Annotated in this window: 18 protein-coding genes; 8 read left to right on the top strand and 10 right to left on the bottom strand. The window is 73.3% G+C overall.

Annotated elements, in window-relative coordinates; translation table 11 throughout:
• Nucleotides 1-106 precede the first annotated feature (106 nt).
• Nucleotides 107-364 (bottom strand): DUF2188 domain-containing protein, encoded by a 258-nt coding sequence (locus MUK52_RS30870; protein ID WP_284581605.1) that lies wholly within the window; start codon nucleotides 362-364, stop codon nucleotides 107-109.
• 1,553 nt (nucleotides 365-1,917) lie between these two features.
• Between MUK52_RS30870 and MUK52_RS30865 the strand changes: the two genes are divergently transcribed.
• On the top strand, nucleotides 1,918-3,534 hold the full coding sequence (locus MUK52_RS30865) for a sigma-70 family RNA polymerase sigma factor (protein ID WP_284581604.1): 1,617 nt from the start codon (nucleotides 1,918-1,920) through the stop codon (nucleotides 3,532-3,534).
• 145 nt (nucleotides 3,535-3,679) lie between these two features.
• Here the strand turns inward: MUK52_RS30865 and MUK52_RS30860 are convergent, their stop codons facing one another.
• On the bottom strand, nucleotides 3,680-4,618 hold the full coding sequence (locus MUK52_RS30860; RefSeq protein ID WP_284581603.1) for a glycoside hydrolase family 16 protein: 939 nt from the start codon (nucleotides 4,616-4,618) through the stop codon (nucleotides 3,680-3,682).
• 274 nt (nucleotides 4,619-4,892) lie between these two features.
• On the opposite strand from MUK52_RS30860, the gene MUK52_RS30855 reads away from it, so the two are divergent.
• The 3 genes from MUK52_RS30855 (at nucleotide 4,893) to MUK52_RS30845 (ending at nucleotide 8,812) form a co-directional block, all read left to right on the top strand.
• Nucleotides 4,893-5,354: a hypothetical protein gene (locus tag MUK52_RS30855; RefSeq protein ID WP_284581602.1), complete on the top strand. Its 462-nt coding sequence runs from the start codon at nucleotides 4,893-4,895 to the stop codon at nucleotides 5,352-5,354.
• A gap of 93 nt (nucleotides 5,355-5,447) precedes the next feature.
• Nucleotides 5,448-7,535: a bifunctional polysaccharide deacetylase/glycosyltransferase family 2 protein gene (locus MUK52_RS30850; protein ID WP_502963639.1), complete on the top strand. Its 2,088-nt coding sequence runs from the start codon at nucleotides 5,448-5,450 to the stop codon at nucleotides 7,533-7,535.
• 2 nt (nucleotides 7,536-7,537) lie between these two features.
• The gene (locus tag MUK52_RS30845) at nucleotides 7,538-8,812 is read left to right on the top strand and encodes an acyltransferase family protein (protein WP_284581601.1); all 1,275 of its coding nucleotides are present in this window, start codon (nucleotides 7,538-7,540) and stop codon (nucleotides 8,810-8,812) included.
• A gap of 36 nt (nucleotides 8,813-8,848) precedes the next feature.
• On the opposite strand, the gene MUK52_RS30840 is transcribed toward MUK52_RS30845, so the two are convergent.
• Nucleotides 8,849-9,529: a response regulator gene (locus MUK52_RS30840; RefSeq protein WP_284581600.1), complete on the bottom strand. Its 681-nt coding sequence runs from the start codon at nucleotides 9,527-9,529 to the stop codon at nucleotides 8,849-8,851.
• The gene (locus MUK52_RS30835; protein ID WP_284581599.1) at nucleotides 9,526-10,797 is read right to left on the bottom strand and encodes a sensor histidine kinase; all 1,272 of its coding nucleotides are present in this window, start codon (nucleotides 10,795-10,797) and stop codon (nucleotides 9,526-9,528) included. Before MUK52_RS30835 ends, MUK52_RS30840 begins: the two co-directional genes overlap by 4 nt.
• Nucleotides 10,798-11,125: 328 nt before the next feature.
• Here MUK52_RS30835 and MUK52_RS30830 point away from each other — a divergent pair, with 328 nt between their 5' ends.
• Both MUK52_RS30830 and MUK52_RS30825 read left to right on the top strand, forming a co-directional pair.
• Complete coding sequence (locus MUK52_RS30830; RefSeq protein WP_284581598.1) at nucleotides 11,126-13,354, top strand: MMPL family transporter; 2,229 nt, start codon at nucleotides 11,126-11,128, stop codon at nucleotides 13,352-13,354.
• Nucleotides 13,355-13,543: 189 nt separating this feature from the next.
• A complete protein-coding gene (locus MUK52_RS30825; RefSeq protein ID WP_284581597.1) occupies nucleotides 13,544-14,326 on the top strand; it encodes a hypothetical protein in 783 nt (260 codons plus the stop codon).
• A 287-nt stretch (nucleotides 14,327-14,613) separates the two neighbouring features.
• Here MUK52_RS30825 and MUK52_RS30820 read toward each other — a convergent pair whose 3' ends face one another.
• The 3 genes from MUK52_RS30820 to MUK52_RS30810 form a co-directional block, all read right to left on the bottom strand.
• Nucleotides 14,614-15,036, bottom strand: a complete 423-nt coding sequence (locus MUK52_RS30820; protein WP_284581596.1) for a cupin domain-containing protein — start codon at nucleotides 15,034-15,036, stop codon at nucleotides 14,614-14,616.
• Nucleotides 15,037-15,133: 97 nt separating this feature from the next.
• Nucleotides 15,134-16,210: a tetratricopeptide repeat protein gene (locus MUK52_RS30815; protein WP_284581595.1), complete on the bottom strand. Its 1,077-nt coding sequence runs from the start codon at nucleotides 16,208-16,210 to the stop codon at nucleotides 15,134-15,136.
• Nucleotides 16,207-17,610 (bottom strand): tetratricopeptide repeat protein, encoded by a 1,404-nt coding sequence (locus MUK52_RS30810; protein WP_284581593.1) that lies wholly within the window; start codon nucleotides 17,608-17,610, stop codon nucleotides 16,207-16,209. The genes MUK52_RS30815 and MUK52_RS30810 overlap by 4 nt, the downstream gene beginning before the upstream one ends.
• Before the next feature lie 213 nt (nucleotides 17,611-17,823).
• Here MUK52_RS30810 and MUK52_RS30805 point away from each other — a divergent pair, with 213 nt between their 5' ends.
• Nucleotides 17,824-19,365: a fused MFS/spermidine synthase gene (locus MUK52_RS30805; RefSeq protein ID WP_284581592.1), complete on the top strand. Its 1,542-nt coding sequence runs from the start codon at nucleotides 17,824-17,826 to the stop codon at nucleotides 19,363-19,365.
• A gap of 99 nt (nucleotides 19,366-19,464) precedes the next feature.
• Here MUK52_RS30805 and MUK52_RS30800 read toward each other — a convergent pair whose 3' ends face one another.
• Nucleotides 19,465-20,316 carry a class I SAM-dependent methyltransferase gene (locus MUK52_RS30800; protein WP_114055908.1) on the bottom strand — a complete coding sequence of 284 codons (852 nt, stop codon included), beginning with the start codon at nucleotides 20,314-20,316 and terminating at the stop codon, nucleotides 19,465-19,467.
• Between the two features lie 109 nt (nucleotides 20,317-20,425).
• Entirely contained in the window at nucleotides 20,426-21,004 is a 579-nt protein-coding gene (locus MUK52_RS30795; RefSeq protein WP_284581591.1) for a helix-turn-helix domain-containing protein, read from the bottom strand.
• A 192-nt stretch (nucleotides 21,005-21,196) separates the two neighbouring features.
• On the opposite strand from MUK52_RS30795, the gene MUK52_RS30790 reads away from it, so the two are divergent.
• Entirely contained in the window at nucleotides 21,197-21,547 is a 351-nt protein-coding gene (locus MUK52_RS30790) for a hypothetical protein (protein WP_114055910.1), read from the top strand.
• Between the two features lie 36 nt (nucleotides 21,548-21,583).
• Here the strand turns inward: MUK52_RS30790 and MUK52_RS30785 are convergent, their stop codons facing one another.
• Nucleotides 21,584-22,570: a LysR family transcriptional regulator gene (locus tag MUK52_RS30785; protein ID WP_114055911.1), complete on the bottom strand. Its 987-nt coding sequence runs from the start codon at nucleotides 22,568-22,570 to the stop codon at nucleotides 21,584-21,586.
• Nucleotides 22,571-22,594 lie beyond the last annotated feature (24 nt).

Here is a 22,594-nt window from a genome sequence, read left to right as displayed (position 1 = left end):
GCCCGCCTTCCGTCGCCGCTGTGCGCCTCGGATCGCGCGCGGTGTGTGCGGATCGTCGACCAGCAGGCCGCGCCACGGGCGGCCCGGACGGCTGCCGCCTACATACTCATCCGGGGAACCGGCGGGGATCGTCACCGTACGTGTACTCCGTGCGAATGCGTCCGTCGCGGCCGTGAACGACAACCTGGGCCGGCTTGTGGTCCTCCGCCTGCCGGCGGGCCGCATCGATCGCCTCCTTCTGGGTGCGGTGCGGCTCGCTGACCTCACGGCGGCCTTCCCTGCGCTCCACCTGCCACGGCATGTCGGCGTCTCCCCCTGCCGGCGTGATGTGGTAGACCGTGCGCTTCGCTGCCCTGCCTGCCATGGCTCCTCCTGCGGGGCGGGGTGGTCGCACGCCGCTCCCGAACGGCGGGGTCGACGGCGAGTGCGCTGCCCTCGACGACGGCAGCATCCTTCGGGCACCCTCCACGCCCCCGGCACGCCGAGCCACATGGAGGCAGTGCGGCGATGGAACACCAGTATCCGTCCAGGCTCGACCGGCTGCACACGAGAGGACCCTGCGAGGCGCCGCTGCCACCCTCCTGTACGGCCGCCGATCACGGATACCACATGCGGCAGACGACAGTCAGGAATCCCAGGCCGGTCATGAGAACGGCCAGGACGAAGGCGGCGAAGCCATGCCGGGATCGGTCGCGCACCAGGACGCAGACGAACAGGCGTACGAACGGGGAGTCGAGGGCGGTCGCGGCCTGACCCGGGGCGCTCGGGCAGCGATCGCTGCCCTTCCTCCTGTCCGCCGAGGCATTCCTCCGGCCTGTGCGAAGCGGTGTTGTGGAGTGGAACCCCTGACCCACGGAACGGCGTCCCCTGCGAGCCCCTCTCGCCCCGACCGATGCCCTCGACATCCAGCGCACCGCCGGGAACACGGCGCTGGTCCAGCTCCTGCGCCAGGCGGGTCACCCGTGGGCCCAGGAGCAGCACCGGCACGCGGCCGGCTGCGGCCACCGGCAGAACGCGCCGGCCGGACCAGCCCGCCGTGCAGCGCTCGGCCGTCCACGACGTGCTGCGCACCTCTGGACGTCCCCTCAAGGACGTACTCGCGGAGGAGCCGGAGCAGGAGGCCTGACGGCTGAGGGTCGAACGTTACGTGGCAGGACGCCGACTCGGAGTCGGTCAGGGCACACCGCACTTGGCTGCCCTTGGACCGCCGGCTGTGCACGGCCGGGAGGCCGCTCCAGCCGCCCAAGGCCGAGGCGGACGGTGTGGAATGGCCCGCGCGAGGACGGTGGTGCACCGTGCCCGCCGACCGGATCGAGGCGGTGTGGGGCGCGCCTCTCGCCGGGGTCGGAGCAGGCACCGTGCAGCAGGACAGCGTCCGCGCCGGAAACCGGCGGGTGGCGGGGCAGCAGGGCCTCGATCCGGAGCAAGCAGCCGCTCTGGCCCGTCCGAAGGCCGCAGGCCAGAAGCGGTGGCACCACACAGGGCGCCTACCGGTCGGCTGACCACGCCTCCACGGGTGGATGCGGTAAGTGGGCGCCGTGGCCGCCGACGGCAAGGGGCACCGCCAGTAGGCGGGCGGGGCAGGCCCCGCGGTGCGCGGGACGGCGAGGCTGTGCCGGGCCGGCGTCCCGGCAGTGCCGAGAGTGGTGAACGTGTCCCGGGGGTACTGCATTTCGCGCCTCCTGACAGGGTGTCGGTGCGTACGAGACAGCGCGGGCGGGGTGTGGTCCCGTGGCTTTGCCAGGGCTTTACCGAGGTCGTGTCAGGGCAGGTCCGGGGCGGTGGGGCCGGTTGCCTACAGGCCCTGGGAGCGTGCACACTTGCGCGAATTCCGGCCGGGCGCAGCGTCGCACCCCACCCCCTGCCCGTCTGCCCGGCATCAGCCGTGCCGGCCATCAGCAAGCAACAGGAGCAAGGTTGAGCACTTCGGGAACTGCCCGTCGGCAGGACCTCAACGCCCTGAGCGATGCGCAGCTCTGCGCGCTGCTGCGGGAGCGCGATCCGGAGTCGGACGCCGGTCTCGGCGACGTGATGGGCGAGGTGTTCGCCCGTCACCACGACGCCGTACTCGCCTACGCCCGCACCTGCTGCCGGGACCTGGCCACCGCCAGTGACCTCGCGGCCGAGGCGTTCGCCCGCACCTACCGGGCGGTCGCCTGGGGGGCCGGCCCCGAGTACGCGTGGCGGCCGTACCTGCTGACCTGCGTGCGCCGGGTGGCGACCGACTGGGCACGCAGCGGGGCCCGCACTCAGCTGTCGGACGACTTCGACGCGTGGGCGGGAGGCCTGCCGGGCGATCAGGACGTCGAGGGCGCCGCGCTGTCGGCGGAGGAGGGATCGCTGGTCCTGCGGGCGTACCGGTCGCTGCCTGAGCGCTGGCAAGCAGTGCTGTGGCACGTGGTCGTCGAAGGTGAGCCCTCGGCCGAGACCGCCCGGCGCCTCGGGATTTCGGCAGGGGGCGTCGGTTCCCTGGCGGCACGCGCCCGGGAGGGCCTGCGCGAGGCGTATCTGCGCGCTCACCTGGACCAGAGCGCAAGCGACGAGTGTCGGCACTACGGCGGCCTGCTCGCCGCCGCCCTCCGCAGACCCGGCAAGCGCGTCACCCGTGACCTGGGGCGGCACCTGCGGGCGTGCGACGCCTGTCGCCGGGCCGAGCGTGACCTACGAGCCGTCAACAGCCGGCTGGGCGCGCTGCTGCCGGCCGGCATCCTGCTGTGGCACCCCGCTTCCTGGGCGCTGTCCGGCGGCGCGCACGGCGGGCACGGCCTGGCGGCGGGCAAGATGCTCGGGTTCGAGCCTGCGGCGCGGTTCGGAGCTGCGAAGTGGACGGCGGCGGCCGTCGCGGGCACGGCGCTGGCCGCGTTCGTCCTGCTGCCGGCCGACGGCCGGCCCGAGGGAGCCGCATCGCCGCCCGCGGAAGGGATCCAGCACCGGGGCGAGGAGCCGGACCCCCACCCGCTTCCGCCCCGGGCTGACGCGGAGTCGTCGATCCTGTCCATCGGCGTCCCCCTGTCGGCCGTGGCCCCGTCGGCCTCCGCCAGCCCGAGGCCGTCCTCCGCGCCGCCCTCGCCGAGCCCCGCCCCCGGCCTGCCCCTGGTCCATGCCGGCTCGGGGCTGTGCGTCGGCTTGGCAGGCACCGGCCACGAGGGACCGCTGCAGCTCCAGCCGTGCACCGGTGACGCCTCCCAGCGGTGGCAGCGCCTCCCGGCCGGCCGGGACACGTACCGGTTCCGGAACACCGGCGCCGGCACCTGCCTCGACGGAACCACCGCCGGCGGGAACGTCGTCGATGTCACCCTGCGCCCCTGCTGCTCCGGCACCGGCGGTGCAACGCAGCTCTGGAAGCCCGAGCCTGCCGGAGGTTCCGGCGCCTTCCGGCTCTGGCTGGTGCCGCCGGTACCGCAGAGCGACTACGCGGCCCACCTGCTGGGCCCGCAGAACTGGCCGAAGGGAGATCCTCCGCGCCGTGGCTCGGCACTGGTACAGCTCCCCAACTACTACAACTCGGCGAACTTCCTCTTCACCCTGGGCTGAGCCGGAGCGGCGCTCGCAGCGAGATGTCCCAGGACTCGGACGTGGATCGGACGAGTCCCCAGCCCGCTGCGGGCTCGCGCTGCCGGCGGCGCGTCGCCGCGCCCGTCTCGTGCGCGGCGACCCCATGCCGCCGCGGGGGCGGGCGTCAGGGCTTCGGGACGGTGTTCACGTAGGTGGTGCCCGTGTTGTAGAAGCCGTCCACCGTCTTCTGGACGTCCGCGTGCGGGACGGCCTCGTCGGCCTTGTAGTAGACCCAGTTGACCTTCATGTCCCAGGTGCGCGGGGCCCCGGTGAAAGGCAGGTCGATGAACCAGCTGCTGAAGTGGATGTCCATCTTCTCGCGCGGGACGTACTTGCCGGAGCTGGTGAACAGCTCCTTGCCGTCCATGGAGTAGGTGACCTTCCCGTTCATTGCGGTGACCATCAGGGTGTGCCAGCCCTCGATGCGCTGCTTGAGGGTGTGGCTGACCCGGTCCGGCGGGTCGGCCTTGTGCCAGCTGACGTTGTCGAGTCGGGGGCCGGCCGAACCCCAGCCGCCGTTCGGCAGGTACTCGAAGTCGAGTTCGCTGTAGTTGTCCGAGGCGTCCGAGGGGGAGATCGGGAAGAAGGTCTGGACGACGTGGTCACCGTTGCGGCCGCTCGTCGGCTTGTCACTGAAGTGGACCCGGGCGGCGAAGGTTCCCGTGAAGAGGTTCTTGCCCGTGCCCTGGATCTCGACCTGGCGGGTGCCCTGCTCGGTGCCGTCGGTGGAGGACTGCAGCCGCAGTGCCCTGCCTCCCTGGGCGGTCGCGTCGGAGGGGAAGGCGACGCCGGCGGTGGACCAGGTGCCCTTGATGCCGGGGCCGCCGCCGCCGGTACGGACCTCCCAGCCGTGGGCTGCGAGAGCGGGGTCGTCGGGGCCGCTGTAGTGGAAGGTGTCGAACAGGGTCCCCGGCGGTCCGGACGGGGTCGGCGAGGCGCTCGCGGCGGGTGCGGCGGCGTCGTCGCCGGGGCCGCCGGAACACGCGGCGAGCATGCACAGGAGAGCGGGCAGCACGAGCGCCCTCCGCACACGGCGGCGATGGGTGCGGCGGGACTGGCTCACACGGGCTCCTCGGGGCGTGGGAAGAGGCGGTACCTGGACACGCCCTCTGCGTAGGGATCAGCTGTCGATCCTCCGAGGCGTCATCCTACGGCGCGCAGCCACGCTAACCGGTACGACGAATTCCGTTTCGATACGGTCACGGCCCGTGGATGGATCAGGGTAAATGCGGACATGCGGGTGAAGGCGGCTCGGGAGGGTGGACTAGCGTTCGCCCTGCGATCCCGCGGTCTACGTACCCTGCAATGAAAGGCCTCGCAAGGTGCGCCCAGCCATCATGCCCGTGCAATCGGCACACCTGGCGGAGCCCGGAATGCCCGAGTCGGCCTCCGGGGAGCCCGTTCCGGCACCCGTGTTCGTCGACCAGTCCGGGCTGCGCGGCCGCGTGCTGCGGGGCTTCGGCTGGCCGGTGTCCATCGTCGGCGCCGTTCTGGCCGTGGCCATGGGCAGCAGCCTGATCGGTGTGCAGGCGGACGCCCCGGCGATGGTCGTACCAGTGCAGCCCTCCCGCCCGGCCGCGCCTGCGCCCGCGCCCTCCGTGACGCAGGCCCGGGCGCCCGCGCCGTCCTCGGCGGCGTCGCCACGGGCGGCCATGCGGTCCGCGACGCCGCGGGCGAGTGCCTCCGGCGCCCCGCCGAAGACCGCCGCCGCTTCGAGAACGGCCGACGCCCCGCCGAGACCGGCGAACGCCACGCCGCGCGGGGCGAAGCCTCCGGGCCGGCCGACGCAACAACCCTGATCACCCGCACCACCGTCTCCTGGAGCGCCCTTGTCCCGCCACCAGCGCCGCCGGCAGTCCCTGCTCAGGCCGCGCCGACTGGCCGCGCCGCCACTGCGCTTCGTCATGCCGCTGTCCCTGCTCGCCTGCCTCCTCGCCCTTCTCGTCCTGCGCGGCCTCGCCACGAACGAGGCGTTCCACGACTCCCGGATCGCGGTCTCGGTCGACAAGACGACCGTGCCGGACCACCTGCTCAAGGGCGGTCCGGTCATCGATGCGCGCGGCGACAGGAACGAGCACCCCGTCAGCTACCGCATTCCCGACCGCACGGCGGTCCTGAGCTTCGACGACGGCCCGTCCCCGGAGTGGACTCCGAAGATCCTCGAGGTACTCGCGGCCCGCGACGTCCGTGCGGACTTCTTCGTGACCGGTGCGATGGCCACGCGCCACCCGGAGCTGATCCGGCAGATCGTCGCGGACGGCCACGAACTCGGGGTGCACACCTTCACCCACCCCGACCTGGTGTACCAGTCCCACGCGCGGATCAGCTGGGAGCTGGCGCAGACGCAGCTGGCGCTGGCCGGCGTCGCGGGCGTCCACAGCGCGTTGTTCCGCCCGCCGTACTCCTCCGACGCCACCGCGATGGACGACTGGAACTACCCGGTGATCAAGTACGTGGGCGCGCGCGGCTACCTCACCGCGTTCATCGACCGCGACACCGACGACTGGAAGCGCCCCGGAGTCGACTCGATCGTCAAGGCGGCGATGCCGGCCAAGCCCGGTGCGGGCGCGCTGATCCTGCTGCACGACGCGGGCGGCGACCGCTCCCAGACCCTCGCCGCGCTCGTGCAGATCATCGACAGGCTCCAGGCACAGGGCTACCGCTTCACGACCGTCTCCGAGGCGCTCGGCGCCTCCAGCGCCACCGTGCCGGTGCACGGATTCCAGCTGTGGGCGGGCAAGGGATTCGTCTGGGCCACCGGGGTCGCCGTGCTCACCCTGCCGGTGCTCGTCGGGCTGCTGGCCGTCGTCGGCTTCCTCAACTTCGGGCGGTTCGCGCTGATGCTCGTCCTCGCTCCGCTCCACGCCCGCCGCTCCAGACGCGGCAACGCGTGGGGGCCGCCGGTCACCGAGCCGGTCACCGTGCTCGTCCCCGCCTACAACGAGCGCGAGTGCATAGCCAACACGCTCCGGTCCCTGGCCGCCAGTGACCATCCGATCGAGGTGATCGTCATCGACGACGGCTCCACGGACGGCACCGCGGACATCGTCGAGGAGATGGCCCTGCCGTTCGTCCGGCTGGTCCGCCAGGCCAACGGCGGCAAGTCGAGCGCGCTCAACACCGGTATCGCCGCCGCCTCGTACGATCTCGTCGTGATGATGGACGGGGACACCGTCTTCGAGCCGTCCACGGTGAGGGAGCTGGTCCAGCCCTTCGGTGACCCTGCGATCGGCGCGGTCGCGGGCAACGCCAAGGTCGGCAACCGCGACAGCCTGATCGGCGCCTGGCAGCACATCGAGTACGTCCTCGGCCACAACCTGGACCGCCGCATGTACGACATGCTGGGCGTCATCCCGACCATCCCGGGCGCGGTCGGAGCCTTCCGCAAGGAGGCGCTGCGGCGCGTCGGCGGGATGAGCGACGACACCCTCGCCGAGGACACCGACATCACCATCGCGGTGCTCTGCGACGGCTGGCGGATCGTCTACGCCGAGCGCGCCCGGGCCTGGACCGAGGCTCCGGCCAGCCTCCAGCAGCTCTGGTCCCAGCGGTACCGCTGGAGCTACGGCAGCATGCAGGCGATGTGGAAGCACCGCGGCGCGGTGACCTCCCGCGGGCCGGCGGGCCGTTTCGGCCGGCTCGGGCTGCCGCTCGTCGTGATGTTCGGTGTGGTCGCCCCGCTGCTGGCGCCGCTCGTCGACCTGTTCCTGCTGTACGGCGTGCTGTTCGGGGACGCCCCGATCACCCTCACCAGCTGGGGCGGCTTCATCCTCCTGCAGGCCGCACTGTCCTGGTACGCCTTCCGGCTCGACGGCGAGAAGCCCTGGCATCTGATCAGCCTGCCGATCCAGCAGCTGGTCTACCGGCAGCTGATGTACATCGTCCTGCTGCAGTCCGCGATCACGGCGGTGACCGGTGGCCGGCTGCGCTGGCAGAAGCTCCGGCGCACCGGCGAGGTCGCCGCACCGGTGGAGGCCTGACCGTGACCGCATCCGCCGAACTCGGCCGGACCGCAGACACCCTGCGGCTGAGGATCCCGGCCGGCCTGCGGGCCGAGCCGGAACCGCAGCCGGAGCCGGAGCCGGAGCCCCGGGTCTCGGAGGCGTCCGCGCGCACGGGTGGCCGGGACCGCTACTTCGACCTGCTGCGCGCGCTCGCGCTGGGCCGCGTCGTGCTCTACCACAACTTCGGCTGGTTCTGGCTGCCCCTCGTCTTCCCGTCGATGGGGGTCATGTTCGCCCTGGCCGGCTCGCTGATGGCCCGCTCCCTCAGCCGTCCCGCCCTCGGCGTGATCCGCGGCCGGCTGCGGCGGCTGCTGCCGCCGATGTGGCTGTTCGGCGCCGTCCTGATCGCCCTCCAGATCCACGCCGGCTGGAACCCGCAGTCCGACGGGCACCCCGCCTGGTGGTGGTCCAAGCTGGCCTTCTGGCTCCTGCCGCTGAGCACCCCGCCGTACGCGGACGAGCTGTCGGGTTTCCCGTTCGTGGAACCCACCTGGGCCGCGCAGGTCATCGTCCCGCTCTGGTACCTGCGGGCCTACCTCTGGTACGTGCTGCTCTCGCCGCTGCTGCTGCGGGCGCTGCGGCGCTTTCCGGTGGCGACGCTGTGCTCCCCCCTGGCGATGGTGACCGTCATGAACGCCTTCCTCCTCGACCAGGAGTTCCTCTACGGCCGGGTCTGGGAGAACGCCAACGACTTCGCCACCTTCGGCGCCTGCTGGATCCTCGGCATGGCCCACCGGGAGGGGCTGCTCAGGAAGATCCCGCAGTACGTGCTGCCGTCCCTCGCGCCACTGGTCATGGTGGCCGGCCTGTGGTATTTGCAGACCCGCCCGGTCGACCCGACCGTGGCCACCGACATCGAGTCCTGGCCGATCGCCCAGGCCCTGTGGTCCTTCGGCTTCGTCGCGATCCTGCTCCACGTCAGCCCCTCGTGGGAGCGGTGGCCCAGGCCGCTGGAGCGCTGGAACGGCCTCATCGGCCTGCTCAACGCACGCGCCGTCAGCTTCTACCTCTGGCACCAGGTCGCCCTGGTGGCCGCCATCCCGCTGATCGACCCGCTCTGGAGCGTGCCCTTCGTCTACGCGCACTTCCAGTGGCTGCTGTCCAGCCAGTGGTTCACGCTGCTGGTGGCGCTCCCGCTCGCCGGTCTGCTCGTGCTGGCCTTCGGCTGGGTGGAGGACCTGGCCGCCAAACGCCGGCCGCGGCTCCTGCCGTACGCGCGCCGCCCGCGGGGCAGGCGCCGGGCCGCGGGCTGACACGGGCGTGGAGCCCGCCGGGGAGTCCGGCGGGCTCTACGGCTCCCGCCGTGCCGTGACCAGGCCCGTCTCGTATGCGGCGATGACCGCCTGGGCGCGGTCGCGGACCCGGAGCTTGGCGAAGAGGGCGGTGATGTGGTTCTTCACGGTGGAGGTGCTCAGCCCGAGCCGGTCGGCTATCTCCGCGTTGTCCGAGCCGCCGGCGATCAGCCGCCACACGTCCCGTTCACGCGGCGTCAGCCCTTCGGCGGCTGACGGCACGGCGGGCGACGCCTCCCGGCGGTCGGGGGCCGTGACGTGCGTGGAGATGAGCCGGGTCAGGAGCCTCGGGGCGAGGATCGCCTCGCCGTCGCGGACCACGCGCAGGGCGGCGACGAGGTCCTCGGGCGAGATGTCCTTCGGCAGGAAGCCGCACGCGCCGGCCCGCAGTGCGCCCACGACGTGTTCGTCCATGTCGAAGGTGCTCAGGGCCAGGACCCGGCAGTCCGGCAGTTCGGCGGCGAGCCGCCCGGTGGCCGCGATGCCGTCCAGGACCGGCATGCGGATGTCCATGACGACCACGTCGGGCCGGTGCTCGTGGGCGAGGCGGACCGCCTCGGCGCCGTCCGCGGCCTCGGCGACGACCTGGAAGCCGGGCTCGGGGGCGAGCATCAGGGCGAGGCCGCGGCGGACGAGCGGCTGGTCGTCGGCGATGAGGACCTTCACGGTCGCGCTCACGCGTACGCCTCCTGACGGTCGGCGGGCAGGGGCAGACGGGCGCGGACGGCGAACCCCCCGTCCTCCGGTCCGGCCCGCAGGGTGCCGCCGTGGAGGGCGACGCGTTCGCGCATGCCCATGAGCCCGTAGCCGGATCCGCGTGCGGCGGGCCGGCCGGGGCGCGGGCCGTCGTCGGTGACGGTGACCTGCACCTCGTGGACGGCGAAGGTGAGCCGCACGTCGACGTGCGCGCCGTCGCCCGCATGCTTGCGGGCGTTGGTGAGCGCTTCCTGGACGATGCGGAAGACGGCGAGGGAGACACCCGGCGGGAGCGACCGCGGGTCGCCGTCGGTGGTGAGGGTGGTGGGCAGGCCGGCGCAGCGGCTGTCCGCGACGATGCGGTCGAGGTCGCCGATGCCGGGCTGCGGCGCGGTCGTCTCGCCGTCGTCGCTCTCGTCGCCGGCCCGCAGGACGTCGAGCAGGTGGCGCATCTCGCGCAGGGCGGTGCGGCCGGAGCCCTCCAGGGTGACGAGTGCCTCGCGGGCCGTCTCCGGGGACCGGTCGAGGTTGGCGCGGGCGCCTCCGGCGAGGAGCTGCATCGTGGTCAGGTGGTGGGCGACGATGTCGTGCAGTTCCCGGGCGATGCGGCGCCGTTCGTCGGCGACGGCCCGCTCGGCGAGCATCCGCCGCTGGGCCTGGGCGTTGCGCTGCCAGCGGCCGACCGCGGCTGCGGCACCGGCCACGAACAGCGCGGAGGCGGCGTTGGGGACGAAGTCCGCGAGGGAGGGCGCGGGCACGCCCGGGCGGGCGAAGTGGAGCACCGCGACGCAGCCGGCGGCGGCCGCGGCGCCGACCGCGGCACGGTGGTGGCGCAGGGCGGTGTAGAGGGCGACGACGGTGGCGGCCCCGTAGTGCTGGCCCACGGAACTGGACCAGGTCAGCGCCGTGTTCGCCGCGAGGACGCACGCGAGGACGGCCAGGGGCGCGCGGCGGCGCCCCAGCAGGAACAACGAGGCGGCGACCGTGATCAGGCATCCGGACAGCGGTACGTGTCCCCGGTCCATCTGGATGGTCGCGGTGAAGCCCACCAGGTCGACGGCCGCGGCGCCGACGGCGACGAGTCCGTCCTGCCGGCTCCACAGTGCCGTCCTTCCGCATCGGCTCCTCCCCGTCCCGGCCCTGCCGGGGGGCTTCCCGGCCGTGTTGTCCGGGAGCCCGGGGCCGGACGCGCCGGTGCCCGGCCGGTCCGGTGCCCGGCCGGGGCGCGTTCCGTCCGCGCGCCGTCCCATCTCCGCCTCCCCCTGTGCGTCCGCGCTTCCGCCCGGGTCGCCGTCTGCGCCCCGATGACCTGCGGTTCGTCCGCCCAGTCTCCCATGGTGCCGGTGCGGCGGGGCCGTGGCATCGGGCCCCGGAGGGAGCCGCCGCTGGGAGCAGGCTCCCAGTGGCCGGACGGTGCGGGCCCGTGCTCCCGGCGGGCTTCTCGTCCCTGGCTCCGAGGTGCGGGCCGGACACGGCTGGTGTGCTGGACACGTGCCGGAACGACCCGGCACGGGGGCCGCCCCGGACGCCAAGGGTTCCGCGGCCCCTTCGCCCCTGCCCTTCCTGGAGGACTCCCCCGTGATCCGTTCCCTGACCGGTTTCTCGACCCGCAGACCGTGGCGGGTGATCGTCGTGTGGGCGGTGCTCGGCATCTTCGCGGCGCTCGTGGGCCAGGCGCTCGTCTTCCGCGTGACGCACACCGACAGCGCGGGTTTCCTTCCCGCGGAGTACGACGCGGCCGCCGCGCTGCGGGTCGCGCGGGAGGAGTTCGGCGCGGAGCCCGACGCCGACGCGGTGACGGTGCTGGTGGCACGGCGCGACGGCAAGCCGCTGGAGGACGCGGACCGGAAGCGCGTGGGGGGCGTGGCGCGTGAACTGAACGCCACGCGCCTGGAGATGCCGTGGACGGAGAAGCAGATACGCGGGATCTCCGAGGACTACTCCCAGGTCCCCCGCGTGGCACTGATGACGACCGCTCCCGACGGGTCGTTCGCGCTGCTCGGCGCACGGCTGCGCGGCAACTCCACCGATCCCGGGATGCAGTCCGTGTACCGGGTCTTCCACGACCGCGCGGAGCAGGAGTTCGGCGCGGCGGGGCTGCGTACGGGTTTCACCGGGGGCCTGGCGGACGTGGTGGACCGCGCCGACGCCGAGGAGACCACGCAGACCGTGGTCGGTCTGCTGGTGGTCGGGCTGATCGTCCTGGTCAACGCGTGGGTGTTCCGCAGCGTCATGGCCGCGTTCATCCCGTTGTTCGCCGTGTCCGTGGTGGGGGGTGCCGCCGTCGGCACGGTCGTGGGGGCGGCCCTCCTGACCGGTTTCGAGCTCGACCCGGGCACCCCGGGCATGATCAGTACCGTGCTGATCGGGATCGGCGTCGACTACTTCCTCTTCCTGCTGTTCCGCTTCCGCGAGGAGCTGCGGCTGCGCCCGGAGGAGGACCACCGTGTGGTCGCTGCGGACGTCTCCGGGCGGGTGGGCACGGCGGTGACCTCGGCGGCGCTGACGATCGTGGCGGCGTTCGCGACGCTCGGTGTGGCGGCGTTCGGGCAGTTCCGGGTGCTCGGGCCGTCGGTGGCGGTGTCGGTGCTGGTGATGCTGGCGGCGAGTCTGACCCTGATGCCGGCGCTGCTGGCGGTGACGGGCCGGAAGATGTTCTGGCCGTCGCAGACCCTGGCGGCGGCCGGGCGGCCGGGCTCGGCGGGCCGTACCGGCGAGTTGGTGGCACGCCGCCCGGTGCTGGTGCTCGCGGCGTCGGTGGCCCTCCTCGGCGCGCTGGCCGCCGGGGTGGCGGGCGTCCGCATGGACTTCGGGACCGGCGGCACCCCCCGCGAGACGGCGGCCGCCGCGACGGCCCGGGAGATCGCCGGCGCCCTGCCGGCGGGTGTGTCCGACCCGACGACGGTGTACGTCACCGCCGACGGCGGCCGGGTCCTGGATGCCGCGGAGGTGGGAGTGGTGCAGCGGGCGCTGTCGGAGGTGGCCGGAGTGGGCGAGGTGGCCGCCCCCGTGTTCGACGGCGACCGCACCGCCGCCCGGCTGGACGCCTACCTGACGGTGGACGCCCGGTCGGAGCGCGCCCGGGACCTCGTGGCGGGCCCGGTGCGCCAAGCCGTGCGGGAGGCGACACCCGCCGGGCTCACCGCTCATGTGGGCGGTACGGCCGCCGTCTTCGCCGATGTGGCGACGGCGGTCGACCGGGACCTGCGGACCGTGTTCCCGGTGGCGGCGGCGCTGATCGCGCTGATCCTGGTGGTGCTGCTGCGCAGCCTGGCGGCGCCGGTGGTGCTGATGCTCGCGGTCGGGCTGTGCTTCGCGGCGACGTTCGGCGCGTCCGCGCTGGTGTTCCAGCACCTCGGCGGCGAGCCGGGCGTGACCTTCGTCCTGCCGCTGGTGCTGTTCCTGTTCGTGGTGGCGCTGGCCACCGACTACAACATCCTGATCAGCGACCGTCTGCGTGAGGAGATGGCCCGCGGGGGGTCGGCCCGCGCCGCCGTGGCCCGCGCCGTACGGCACACGGCGCCGGCCATCGCCACGGCCGGCGTGGTCCTCGCGGCCTCCTTCGGCAGCCTTGCGGTGAACGCGGACCCCGGCACCCGCCAGCTGGGCTTCGCGATGGCTCTGGGAATCCTGCTGTCCGCCTTCGTCGTGTCGCTCCTGCTGGTCCCGGCGGCCGCGGTCCTGATGGGCCGGGGGATGTGGTGGCCGCTGCGCACGGCACGGGGCCGGCGGGACGGCATCGGCCGCACCGCCGCGGGGCCGCAGGGACGCCGGACGCATGACCTGGAGGTGTCCGGACGGCCCTGACGGCGTCCACCGCGGGCATGCGGTGCCCCGTACGTCCGCGCCGCGCTGCTGTCGAGGCGTCTCGCCATGGCGTGAATCACACCCCCGCCGTACATCCATTGCCTGATCATCACGGTCGTGAGTAGGCAACATCAGGGGTGACGGCGGGGAAAACCGCACACCGTCACCAGGACAGCACGGAGTGACAGGGTGACGAACCGCAAGATTCTGGCCACAGCCGCCATGTGCGCCGCCGCAGCGATCGGTGTGACCGGCTGCTCGGGCGGCAAGGCCGTGCCGTCCGCCGAGCAGGCCACGGCCTCCGCCACTGCGTCGCCGGCCCCGGAGCCGTTCGCAGGTATGACCCCGGACCAGATCGCGGACAAGGCCCTGGACACCACCAAGGCGGCCGATTCGCTCAAGGCCAGGGGATCGTCGATCGAGAAGGGCGAGAAGACCCCGACCGACTTCGACGTCGCCATCGCCGCGAACGGCGACTGCGACGGCACGGCCACCATGAAGGGCGCCAACGCCAACGTACGGCAGGTGGGCACCACCGCCTACATGAAGGGCGACGCCAAGCTGTGGGAGACCGTCCTCGGCGAGGAGGGCGTGCCCAAGGCCCAGCGCGCGGCGGCGGTCGAGATCCTCAAGGGCCGCTGGGTGAAGGTGCCCGCCGAGGAGTCGGCCGAGGACGACTTCTGCGACGCCGACGACCTGACCAAGCCCGCCGAGAAGCAGAAGACGGGCCTGGCCAAGGGCGCGAACGCCGAGGTCGGCGGCAAGAAGACCGTCGTGCTGACCAAGACCACCCCGGCCGGTGAGACCATCACCTTCCATGTGGCTGCCGAGGGCGAGCCGTTCCTCCTGAAGTACAGCGTGGAGGGCGGCAAGGACCCGCGGTGGGTGGAGTTCCGCGACTTCAGCGCCCCCATCACGGTGACCGCGCCGAGCGCCGAGGAGACCACCGACCTGGACAAGCTCGGCGGCTGACGCCTCGGCCCCCGGTGGGTGCTCGTCCCGTGGGAGGAGCACCCACCGGGGGCCGGACTGCGCATCGCCTCAGCGCCTCCGGTGATGCGTTGCGTTCTTTGGGTGGCGCCGGGCTGGCGGCTCACCCTCACGCGGACCCGCTCCACTGCACCGAGCCGCACCGTCTGCCCCGTCACCACCGGCCCCCCAACGTCGACGACGTATCGAGGGTACGGAAGCGCGAGCTGTTCTGCCGCTGAGTGTCCTGTCCGTGCAGGTCGCCGGCCGACGCCGGGTGGCGTCGGGGGTCAGAGCCGGTACAGCTCGGGAACGGAGACCTTGATCGGCTCCTGAGTGGTCCGGGCGATCACGACGACCGCGGGCTCGTGGGGGTCCGGGTTCTCCTCGCGGTGCGGGACGAACGGGGGGACAAGGAAGAAGTCGCCGGGGCTGCCCGCGAGCCGTACCTCCCGCGTGCCGTCGTGGAAGACGAACACCGGGCGACCGCTCACCACGTAGATCCCGGCCTCCGACTCTCCGTGGTGGTGGTTGTCCGTCGCGCTCAGCGGCGGGTTCTCCACCAGGCCCATCCAGAGCTTCCTCGAGCCGACCGTGCCGCCGCTGATGGCGGCGGGGCCGTCCGACTCGCCGGACCGTATGTGGTGGACGCGGCTGTGCAGCGTGTGGTGACCGGAGTCCCGTGCGGTCCCGCTGTCCTCGTGGGTGGTCATCGTGCAGCCTCCGTGTTCGGTGGTCTCTGCCGGACCCCCAGGCTGCGGCCTTCACCCAAAGGGCGACAACTGTCGTTGCCGTTTTGGCAAAACGCGGTCAGCCGGCCTTTCTGCGGTCGTACAGCATGGTCGAGACAGGCACGACCAGGCCCGCCCAGAACAGGGCCTCGGGCATGCTGCGGTCGGTCCACGGGACCTGGGATATCAGCAGGGCGCAGAGCATCGTCCACGCCGCCTGTGCCACGGCGATGCGGGACCAGCGGCCGCGGCGGACGAGGGAGCGGATGTTGAGCTGCACCCCCCTGCGCATCCGGCTGTAGCGGAACAGCGCGCCGAAGCCCCAGACCGCGGCCATGACCATCAGCACCCAGACACGGTTGCCGAGCGGTACGGGCAGCTCCCGCAGGGTCGGGTCCTTGGACGTGGCGAAGAGGTCGATCATCACTCCTGCAGCTGCCAGGCAGGCGAGCGCGAGCCAGCGTGTCCCCCGCAGCAGGCGGTACGTGGCTTCGTCGAGTCCGCTGCGCAGCATCGCGGACTGGGGGGCGCCCGCGAGGCCCGCGGAGTACATCTCCGCGGCCTGGGCGGCCGTGACGTCCGGGCCGCTGGCCATCGCGTCGGTGTACATGGCCTGTGCCGTCTCGTTGGACGGGTCGAGGCGCAGCCATTCGACCAGGGCCTGCTTCGCGACGTCCTGGCGCTGCGTGCGTACGGCCGCGAAGCACAGGGCCTTGTGGGCGTCGGGCTCGTGCGGGGCGAGGCGCACGGCTTCGCGGGCCGCGTCGTACGCCTGCTCGTGATCGGCGGGCGGGGCCGTCGCATGGGCGATGAGCACGCCGGACAGCGCGTAGTGGGAGGACCACTTGTCGGGCGCCCTGCGGACGGCTTCCTCGGCGGCGGCCCGCGCCTCGGGCTGCCTGCCCAGGCAGAGCAGCACCCGCGACAGCAGGATGAGCGCGCCGACGTGCCCGGGGGAGATCCGGAGCATCTCGGTGGCCGCCCGCGCCGCGGGCTCGTACTCGCCCAGTCTCTCGTGGGCGACGGCGAGCAGTTGCCAGGCCCAGTCGTCGTCCGGCTCCCCGGCGAGGTGGGGGGCCAGCACGGCCTTGGACTCCTCGAACCGGTCCGCCGCCTGGAGCGCGCCGGCGCGCGCCAGTACCGGGTTCACGCTCACAGCTTCCGCCTCTTCTTCAGGTACGCGACCAGGTCGTCGTACATGCCGCCCTCGTTGGCGAACATCGCCACGTTCCGCGCCGCCGCGAACCACGGTTCGGTGGACGGGGCCACCGACTTCGCCGCGTCGAGGAGGTCCTTCGTTCCGATCATGCGGATCACGCCGGTGCGTGCCGAGTCGAGCAGGGCGCTCTCGGCCGCCGACTCGCACACGTGGGCCAGGTCGGCGCCCGAGAGGCCGTCCGTGGCCTTGACGAGACGTCCCAGGTCGACTGCCTCGATGGGTCGGTCGCGCAGGTGGTACCGGAGGATCGCCTCGCGGGCGGCGGCGTCGGGCGGCAGGACGAGCAGGGTGCGGTCCAGGCGTCCCGGGCGCCGGAGCGCGATGTCCACGTCCCAGGGGACGTTGGTGGCGGCGAGGACGAACACGCCCTCGTTGGCGGCGGAGTCGATGCCGTCGAGCTCGGTGAGGAGCTGGTTGACGGTGTTGCGCATGCCGCTGTGCTGCGTGCGGCTGCGCTTGGCGCCGAGCGCGTCCAGTTCGTCGAGGAAGACGACACAGGGCGCCTGGCGGCGGGCGGTCTCGAAGACCTCGTGCATGTTGCGTTCGGAGTTGCCGATCCACATGTCGAGGACGTCGTTGAGGGACACGGACAGGAAGCTCGCGCCGAGTTCGCCGGCGACGGCTCGGGCGATGAAGGTCTTGCCGCAGCCGGGCGGGCCGTAGAGGAGGAGCCCGCCGCGCAGGCTCTTGCCGTACAGCCTGCGCAGTTCGGGGTTGCGCATCGGTGCGAGGAACGCGGCTTCGAGGCGGTCCTTGACCTCCTGCATGCCGCCGACGTCCGCGAGCCGTACGGTGCCGGGAGCGGCCGCGTCCCAGGCGTCGGCGTCCCCGGGGTCGCCGCTGCCGTCGGCGGTGAGCGGTTCGACGAAGCGGGGTTCGACGATGCCGCCGACCTCCTGCTCGGCGGCCCGCCAGTCGAATCCGGTGCGGGGGGACGGGGCCTCGGGAGTGGAGGACGTGGCGGGCGCGGCCGGGGCCGGGGTGTCTGCCGGCGCCGGGGTGGTCCCCGGCGGCGGCCCTGCGGGCGCGGGCGCTTCGGCGGACGAGGCCGGTTCCGCGGGTGGGGGCGTGGCCGCGGCGGCGGGCGTAACTGCGGGCACGGGCGCAGGGGTTGCGGGCACCCCCATCGCCCGCACCATGAGCTCCCGCGCCGCTGCGTCCCCCGGCGCATGCTGCAACGCGGCCGCTGCCTCCGCCACTGCCGCGTCGTGCCGACCCGCGGCGAGCAGCATGTCGGCGAGGTGCAACCGCAGGGGCACGTCCTCGGGAGCCGCGGCCACGGCGGTGCGCAGGCTTCGTATCAGCGGGGATTCGGGAGCGGGGGACTCTGACGGCATGATCAATGATTACGTACGGCCGTCGCCGGGAGTCCAGGCAGGGGGGTGTGTGGTGGGTCACCAGGACCGGGCCGCCCCGGGCGGGGCCGGAACGGTCGGGTTCGGCTGCAAGGTGGTCAGGAGCGGGCACACTGGCGGCGGTTGCGGTGGGATGTGGCCGGCTGTTGCGCGGGATCGCCGTCCGCGAGGGCGTTGCGTGCAAGGATGGCGCCCGTGACCAGTTCGCCGTCCTCACCCGTCACCGAGGGCACAGGCACTCCGCCCCGCGGCGGCCTCGGCCCCGGCGCGGCGTTCGTGCTCGTGTTCGGGTCCTCGGCTGCCGTCCTGGTGGTCGAGATCGTCGCATTGCGGCTGCTGGCCCCGTACCTCGGCCTCACCCTGGAGACCAGCACCCTGGTGATCGGCATCGCCCTCACGGCGATCGCCGCCGGCTCCTGGCTGGGCGGGCGCCTCGCCGACCGCGTCGACCCCCGGCGGCTCGTCGGGCCGGCGCTCGGGGTGTCGGGGGCGGTCGTGGCGCTCACCCCCGCCCTGCTGCGCACCACCGCGGAACGGGCGCCTGCCGCGCTGCTGTTGACCGCCTCGCTGACCATCCTCGTGCCCGGCGCACTGCTGTCGGCCGTGACGCCGATCGTGACCAAGCTGCGTCTGACGAGCCTGGCCGAGACGGGCACGGTCGTCGGCCGACTGTCGGGCGTGGGCACGTTCGGCGCGATCGTCGGCACCGTCCTCACCGGCTTCGTCCTCGTGTCGCGCCTGCCGGTCAGCGGCATCCTGATCGGCCTCGGCACGCTGCTGGTGGCCGGCTCCGCGCTGGTGGAGTGGCGCAGGCGCGGGTGGAGCAGCACGCCTGTGCTCGCACTCGCGGTGATCGCCGGCGGCCTCGGCGTCACGGTGGCGCCCGGCGACTGCGACCAGGAGACGCGCTACCACTGCGCGCGCATCGTCGCGGACCCGGCCCGGGCCACCGGCCGCACGCTCGTCCTGGACGGCTTGCGGCACTCCTACGTCGACGTCGGCGACCCGGCCGCCCTGGAGTTCACCTACGTGCGCGCCATCGCGTCGGTGGTCGACGCCGCGTTCCCCGAGGGGCGGCCGCTCGCCGCCCACCACCTGGGCGGCGGAGGACTCACCCTCCCCCGCTACCTCGCCGCCACGCGCCCCGGAACGCGCAGCGTCGTGTCCGAGATCGACGGCGGGGTCGTCCGCATCAACCGCGACCACCTCGGACTGGGGCCGGACACCGGTATCGACGTGCGCGTCGAGGACGGCCGACTCGGCCTGCGGCGCCTGGACGCCGACAGCCGCGACCTCGTCGTCGGCGATGCCTTCGGGGGTGTCAGCGTGCCCTGGCACCTCACGACGGCGGAGGCGATGGCAGACGTACGCCGCGTGCTCAACGGGGGCGGCATGTACGTCGCCAATCTCATCGACCACGGAGACATGGCTTTCGCGCGTGCCGAAGTCGCCACGCTGAGCAGGACTTTCGCGCATGTGGCCGTCGTCGGCGAGCCCGAGGACATCGGCCTCGACCGCGCCGCCGCCCCCTCGGGCGGCAATCTCGTCGCCCTCGCCTCCGACCGGCCGCTCGACGTCCCCGCGACCCAGCGGGCGCTGGACGCCCGCGGGACCGGCTGGAGGATCGCCACCGGGGACGGCCTCACCTCATGGATCGGCGACGCCCGGCCGCTGACCGACGACTTCGCACCCGTCGACCAGCTCCTCCAGCCCTACAGCCCCCCGCGCAGCCGCTGACGCGGGCGGCGCTCTCCCGGCACGCCTGTCCGCGGCACCGGCCGCGCGGCGGGGTCGTGTCAGGCGGGGCGGGGTCGTGTCAGGCGGGGCGGGGTCGTGTCAGGCGGGGCGGGCGGCCCAGACCGTGCGCTGCGTGCGTACGGCCAAATCCTTGCGGTGCAGCAGGCTGTTCGGGCCACTGGTGTCCAGGAGTCCGTCGAGGGCCGTGACGTCCTCGGGGGTGAGCGCGGCCGCAGCGACGCTGCGGATGCGCTGGAGGCTGCCGAGGGCGTAGCGGCCGACCGCTTCGCTGCGCCCGCCGGGGATCTCGACGGTGATGGTGCGCTCGGCGTCGACGGTGAAGCCGGCGGCTGTCAGCATCGGCCCCCAGTCGGCGCCGCGGTGCGGAACGCGCTCGGCGTGCAGGCGGTCGGCCGCGGCGTGGGCGCGCTCTTCGAGACCGGGCCGGCTCTCCGGGGCGCGGGCGGGGAGGAAGCGGGGGAAGCCGGCGAGCTCGACGACGGCGAACAGGCCGTCGGGGGCGAGGAGTTCGCGGACGTGGCGCAGGGCCCGGCCGGGGTCGGCCATGTGGTGCATCGAGGCCGAGGCCCACACCAGGTCCGGCGTGCCGAGGTCGGGCCAGGGGGCGGTGTCGAGGTCGGCCTGGACGGTCCGTACGCGGCTGCCGACACCGCGGGCGCGCGCCTTCTCGCGCAGGAGGCGGAGGTGTCCGGCCGAGGTGTCGACGGCGGTGACGTGCGCGTCGGGGAAGCGGTCGAGAAGGGCGAAGGTGCCCGCGCCGGTGCCGCTGCCCAGGTCCACGATCTGGCGCGGTGCGCCGTTCAGCGGCAGCCAGGCGGTGAGGGAGGCGGTGTGCTCGGCGAGCACTTCGGCGTCCAGGTCGAGGATCTCGGCCTGGACCGCGTCGTCGGCGTGGCCGTGGCGGGAGGGGTGGTGGTGTGTTTCGGTCATGCGGCCACCGTACGGACTGATGCGCGATCGGCAAGGATGCTTGCTCCATGCGCAAGAAAGTGGGGTCCGGTGCTGCTCGCCGCGCAACGAGAAGGCTGCGGTACGGGCGTCAGCCGGCCCCGGTGTCGGTGTCCTTCCGGTGGCCGCGGCGGGCGTCGCGGTCGAAGATGCCGAGGATCTCGCAAGGGCCGCCCTCGGCGCCGAGGGCGTGCGGCATCATCGTGGGGAACTCGGCTGCCTGGTTGGTCTCGACGCGGAAGCGCCGGTGGCCGAGCACGAGGACGGCCGTGCCGGAGAGCACCACCAGCCATTCGCGGCCGGGGTGGGCGCGCATTCCTGCGGGGTTGTCGGGCGGCGGACCGGTCATGCGCCGGCGCACCACGGTCATCCCGGGTTCGCCCTTGACGGGCCAGCGCATCAGGCCGCGGGCGCCGTCGACCATCGGGCTGATGACGACGTCGTCGGCGGCGTTCTCCACGAGCTGGTCCAGGGTGGTGTCCAGCGCGCGGGCGAGGGTGACGAGCTGGTCCAGGGCGAGGCGGCGCCGGCCGTTCTCGATGCGGCTGAGGGAGGACTGGCTGAGGTTGGCGCGGGCGGCCAGCTCCTCCAGGGACCAGCCCTGTGCGACGCGCAGGGCGCGGATCCGTTTGCGTACGAGGCTGTCGAGCTCTCCGTCTTCTTGCGTCACAGGCAGCAGCGTATGCCCGCGATGCAGCGGGTGCGCCGCGCCCCCCGTCGCGGTCAGGGTGTCAAGTCCCGAGATCGAGGGGCGTGACCCGGGTGGCGTCCGCGGGGCCCAATGGAGGCACGGCCCCGGCAAGGGGCGAAACGGATCGGCCGGGCGATGGACCCGGCCGTGTCACACCTTCAGGAGACTCTTATGACCCGCACCAACCTCACCCAGCGTCTCGCCCTCCTCGGTGCCTGCGGAGCTCTCGCCGCCGGCGGAGCGCTGCTCCCCTCCACCGCCTCGGCCGCGCCCGCCGCGCCGCAGACTCCGGCCGTCCAGACGATCCAGGAGCACGTGGCGCACGAGGGCCGCACCCAAACGATCGTGAAGACCAAGATCACGGTCACGAAGCGCACCCTGAGTGACGGGCGGGTCAAGGTCACCACCGTCAAGACGGTCACCAAGATCACCAAGAACCATCACGGCAAGGTCGTCAAGAAGACCGTCACGACCACCACGACCGTGAAGATCCGTCCCGCCCCCGACCACGAGCGGGACTGAGAGCCGGCTTCCCACCGCGCGGCCGTCGGTCACCCGTCAGTCCTGTGCACCAGGGAGCCTCCCGGCCTCGTTCGCGGCCGGGGGGCTCCCCGCCGGGTCGGGGCGGGCGTGCCGGCCGGGGTGGTCCCGGTCCTGGATGCGGGCCGCCTCGGCCTGCAGGGCGGCGAGGACCGTGCGGACGGCCTTCCGGGCGGTGCGCTCGGGGCGGTGGAGGACGTCGATGTCGCGCCGGGTGTGGATGGCGCTCAGCGGTCTGAGGACGACACCGGGGTGCGGGCGGGCCGTCCAGCGCGGCATCAGCGCGAGGCCGCCGCCCGCGGCGACGACCTCGGCGACCACGGCGAATTCGTTGATCCGGTGGACGATGTCCAGGCGGCGGTTGGCGACGCAGGCGATGGCCTTGATGGTCTGCATCAGCGGGAAGCCGTCGTGGACGGTGATCCACGGCTGGTCCGCCACCTCGTGCGGCGTGAGCGTGGCGCGCGAGGCCAGGGCATGGCCCGCCGGGAGCGCGACGTCCAGGGGTTCGCGCAGGAGCGTCGTGGAGGTCACGGTGCGCGGCCACGGCGGGCCGTGGTCGAGGCGGTGGGCGAGGACGAGGTCGTAGCGCCGGGTGAGGGCGGGGAAGTCGTCCTGGGCGACGTCCTCGTCCGCGAGGGCCAGGCGGGGGCTGCCGGAGCCGGCGAGGCTGCGAAGCAGGGGCGGGAAGAAGGACGAGGCCGCGCTGTGGAAGGCGGCCACCGATACGCCGCCGTCGGCCTGCTCGGCGAAGTCGGTGACCGCGTGCCGCGCCTGGGCCAGGGCGGTCTCGACGTGGATGGCCGCCGCGGCCAGGGCCTGGCCGGCGTCGGTCAGGACCAGGCGGCGGCCGGCGCGTTCGGTGAGCGGGACGGGGAGGGAGCGCTGCAGCAGCCGCAGCTGCTGGGAGATCGCGGACGGCGTGACGTGAAGCGCCTCGGCGACCGCGCTGACGCTGCCGAGGTCCCCGAGTTCGCGCAGGATGCGCAGCTGGCGTTCGTCCACGGAGACAGTGTAGCGCTGCTACAT

The organism is Streptomyces sp. 2P-4, assembly GCF_030167965.1.
GTDB lineage: Bacteria > Actinomycetota > Actinomycetes > Streptomycetales > Streptomycetaceae > Streptomyces > Streptomyces globosus_A.
The sequence above is the reverse complement of the archived record's forward strand: the minus strand, read 5'-3'. Positions and strand labels throughout refer to the sequence as shown.

What these genes read in the sequence shown, in the direction of transcription:
- MUK52_RS30835 (WP_284581599.1), bottom strand. Translation starts at nt 10,797, where the DNA reads ATGGGACGGCGCGCGGACGGAACGCGCCCCGGCCGGGCACCGGACCGG.
- MUK52_RS30820 (WP_284581596.1), bottom strand. Translation starts at nt 15,036, where the DNA reads ATGACCACCCACGAGGACAGCGGGACCGCACGGGACTCCGGTCACCAC.
- MUK52_RS30870 (WP_284581605.1), bottom strand. Translation starts at nt 364, where the DNA reads ATGGCAGGCAGGGCAGCGAAGCGCACGGTCTACCACATCACGCCGGCA.
- MUK52_RS30800 (WP_114055908.1), bottom strand. Translation starts at nt 20,316, where the DNA reads ATGACCGAAACACACCACCACCCCTCCCGCCACGGCCACGCCGACGAC.
- MUK52_RS30810 (WP_284581593.1), bottom strand. Translation starts at nt 17,610, where the DNA reads ATGCCGTCAGAGTCCCCCGCTCCCGAATCCCCGCTGATACGAAGCCTG.
- MUK52_RS30790 (WP_114055910.1), top strand. Translation starts at nt 21,197, where the DNA reads ATGACCCGCACCAACCTCACCCAGCGTCTCGCCCTCCTCGGTGCCTGC.
- MUK52_RS30855 (WP_284581602.1), top strand. Translation starts at nt 4,893, where the DNA reads ATGCCCGTGCAATCGGCACACCTGGCGGAGCCCGGAATGCCCGAGTCG.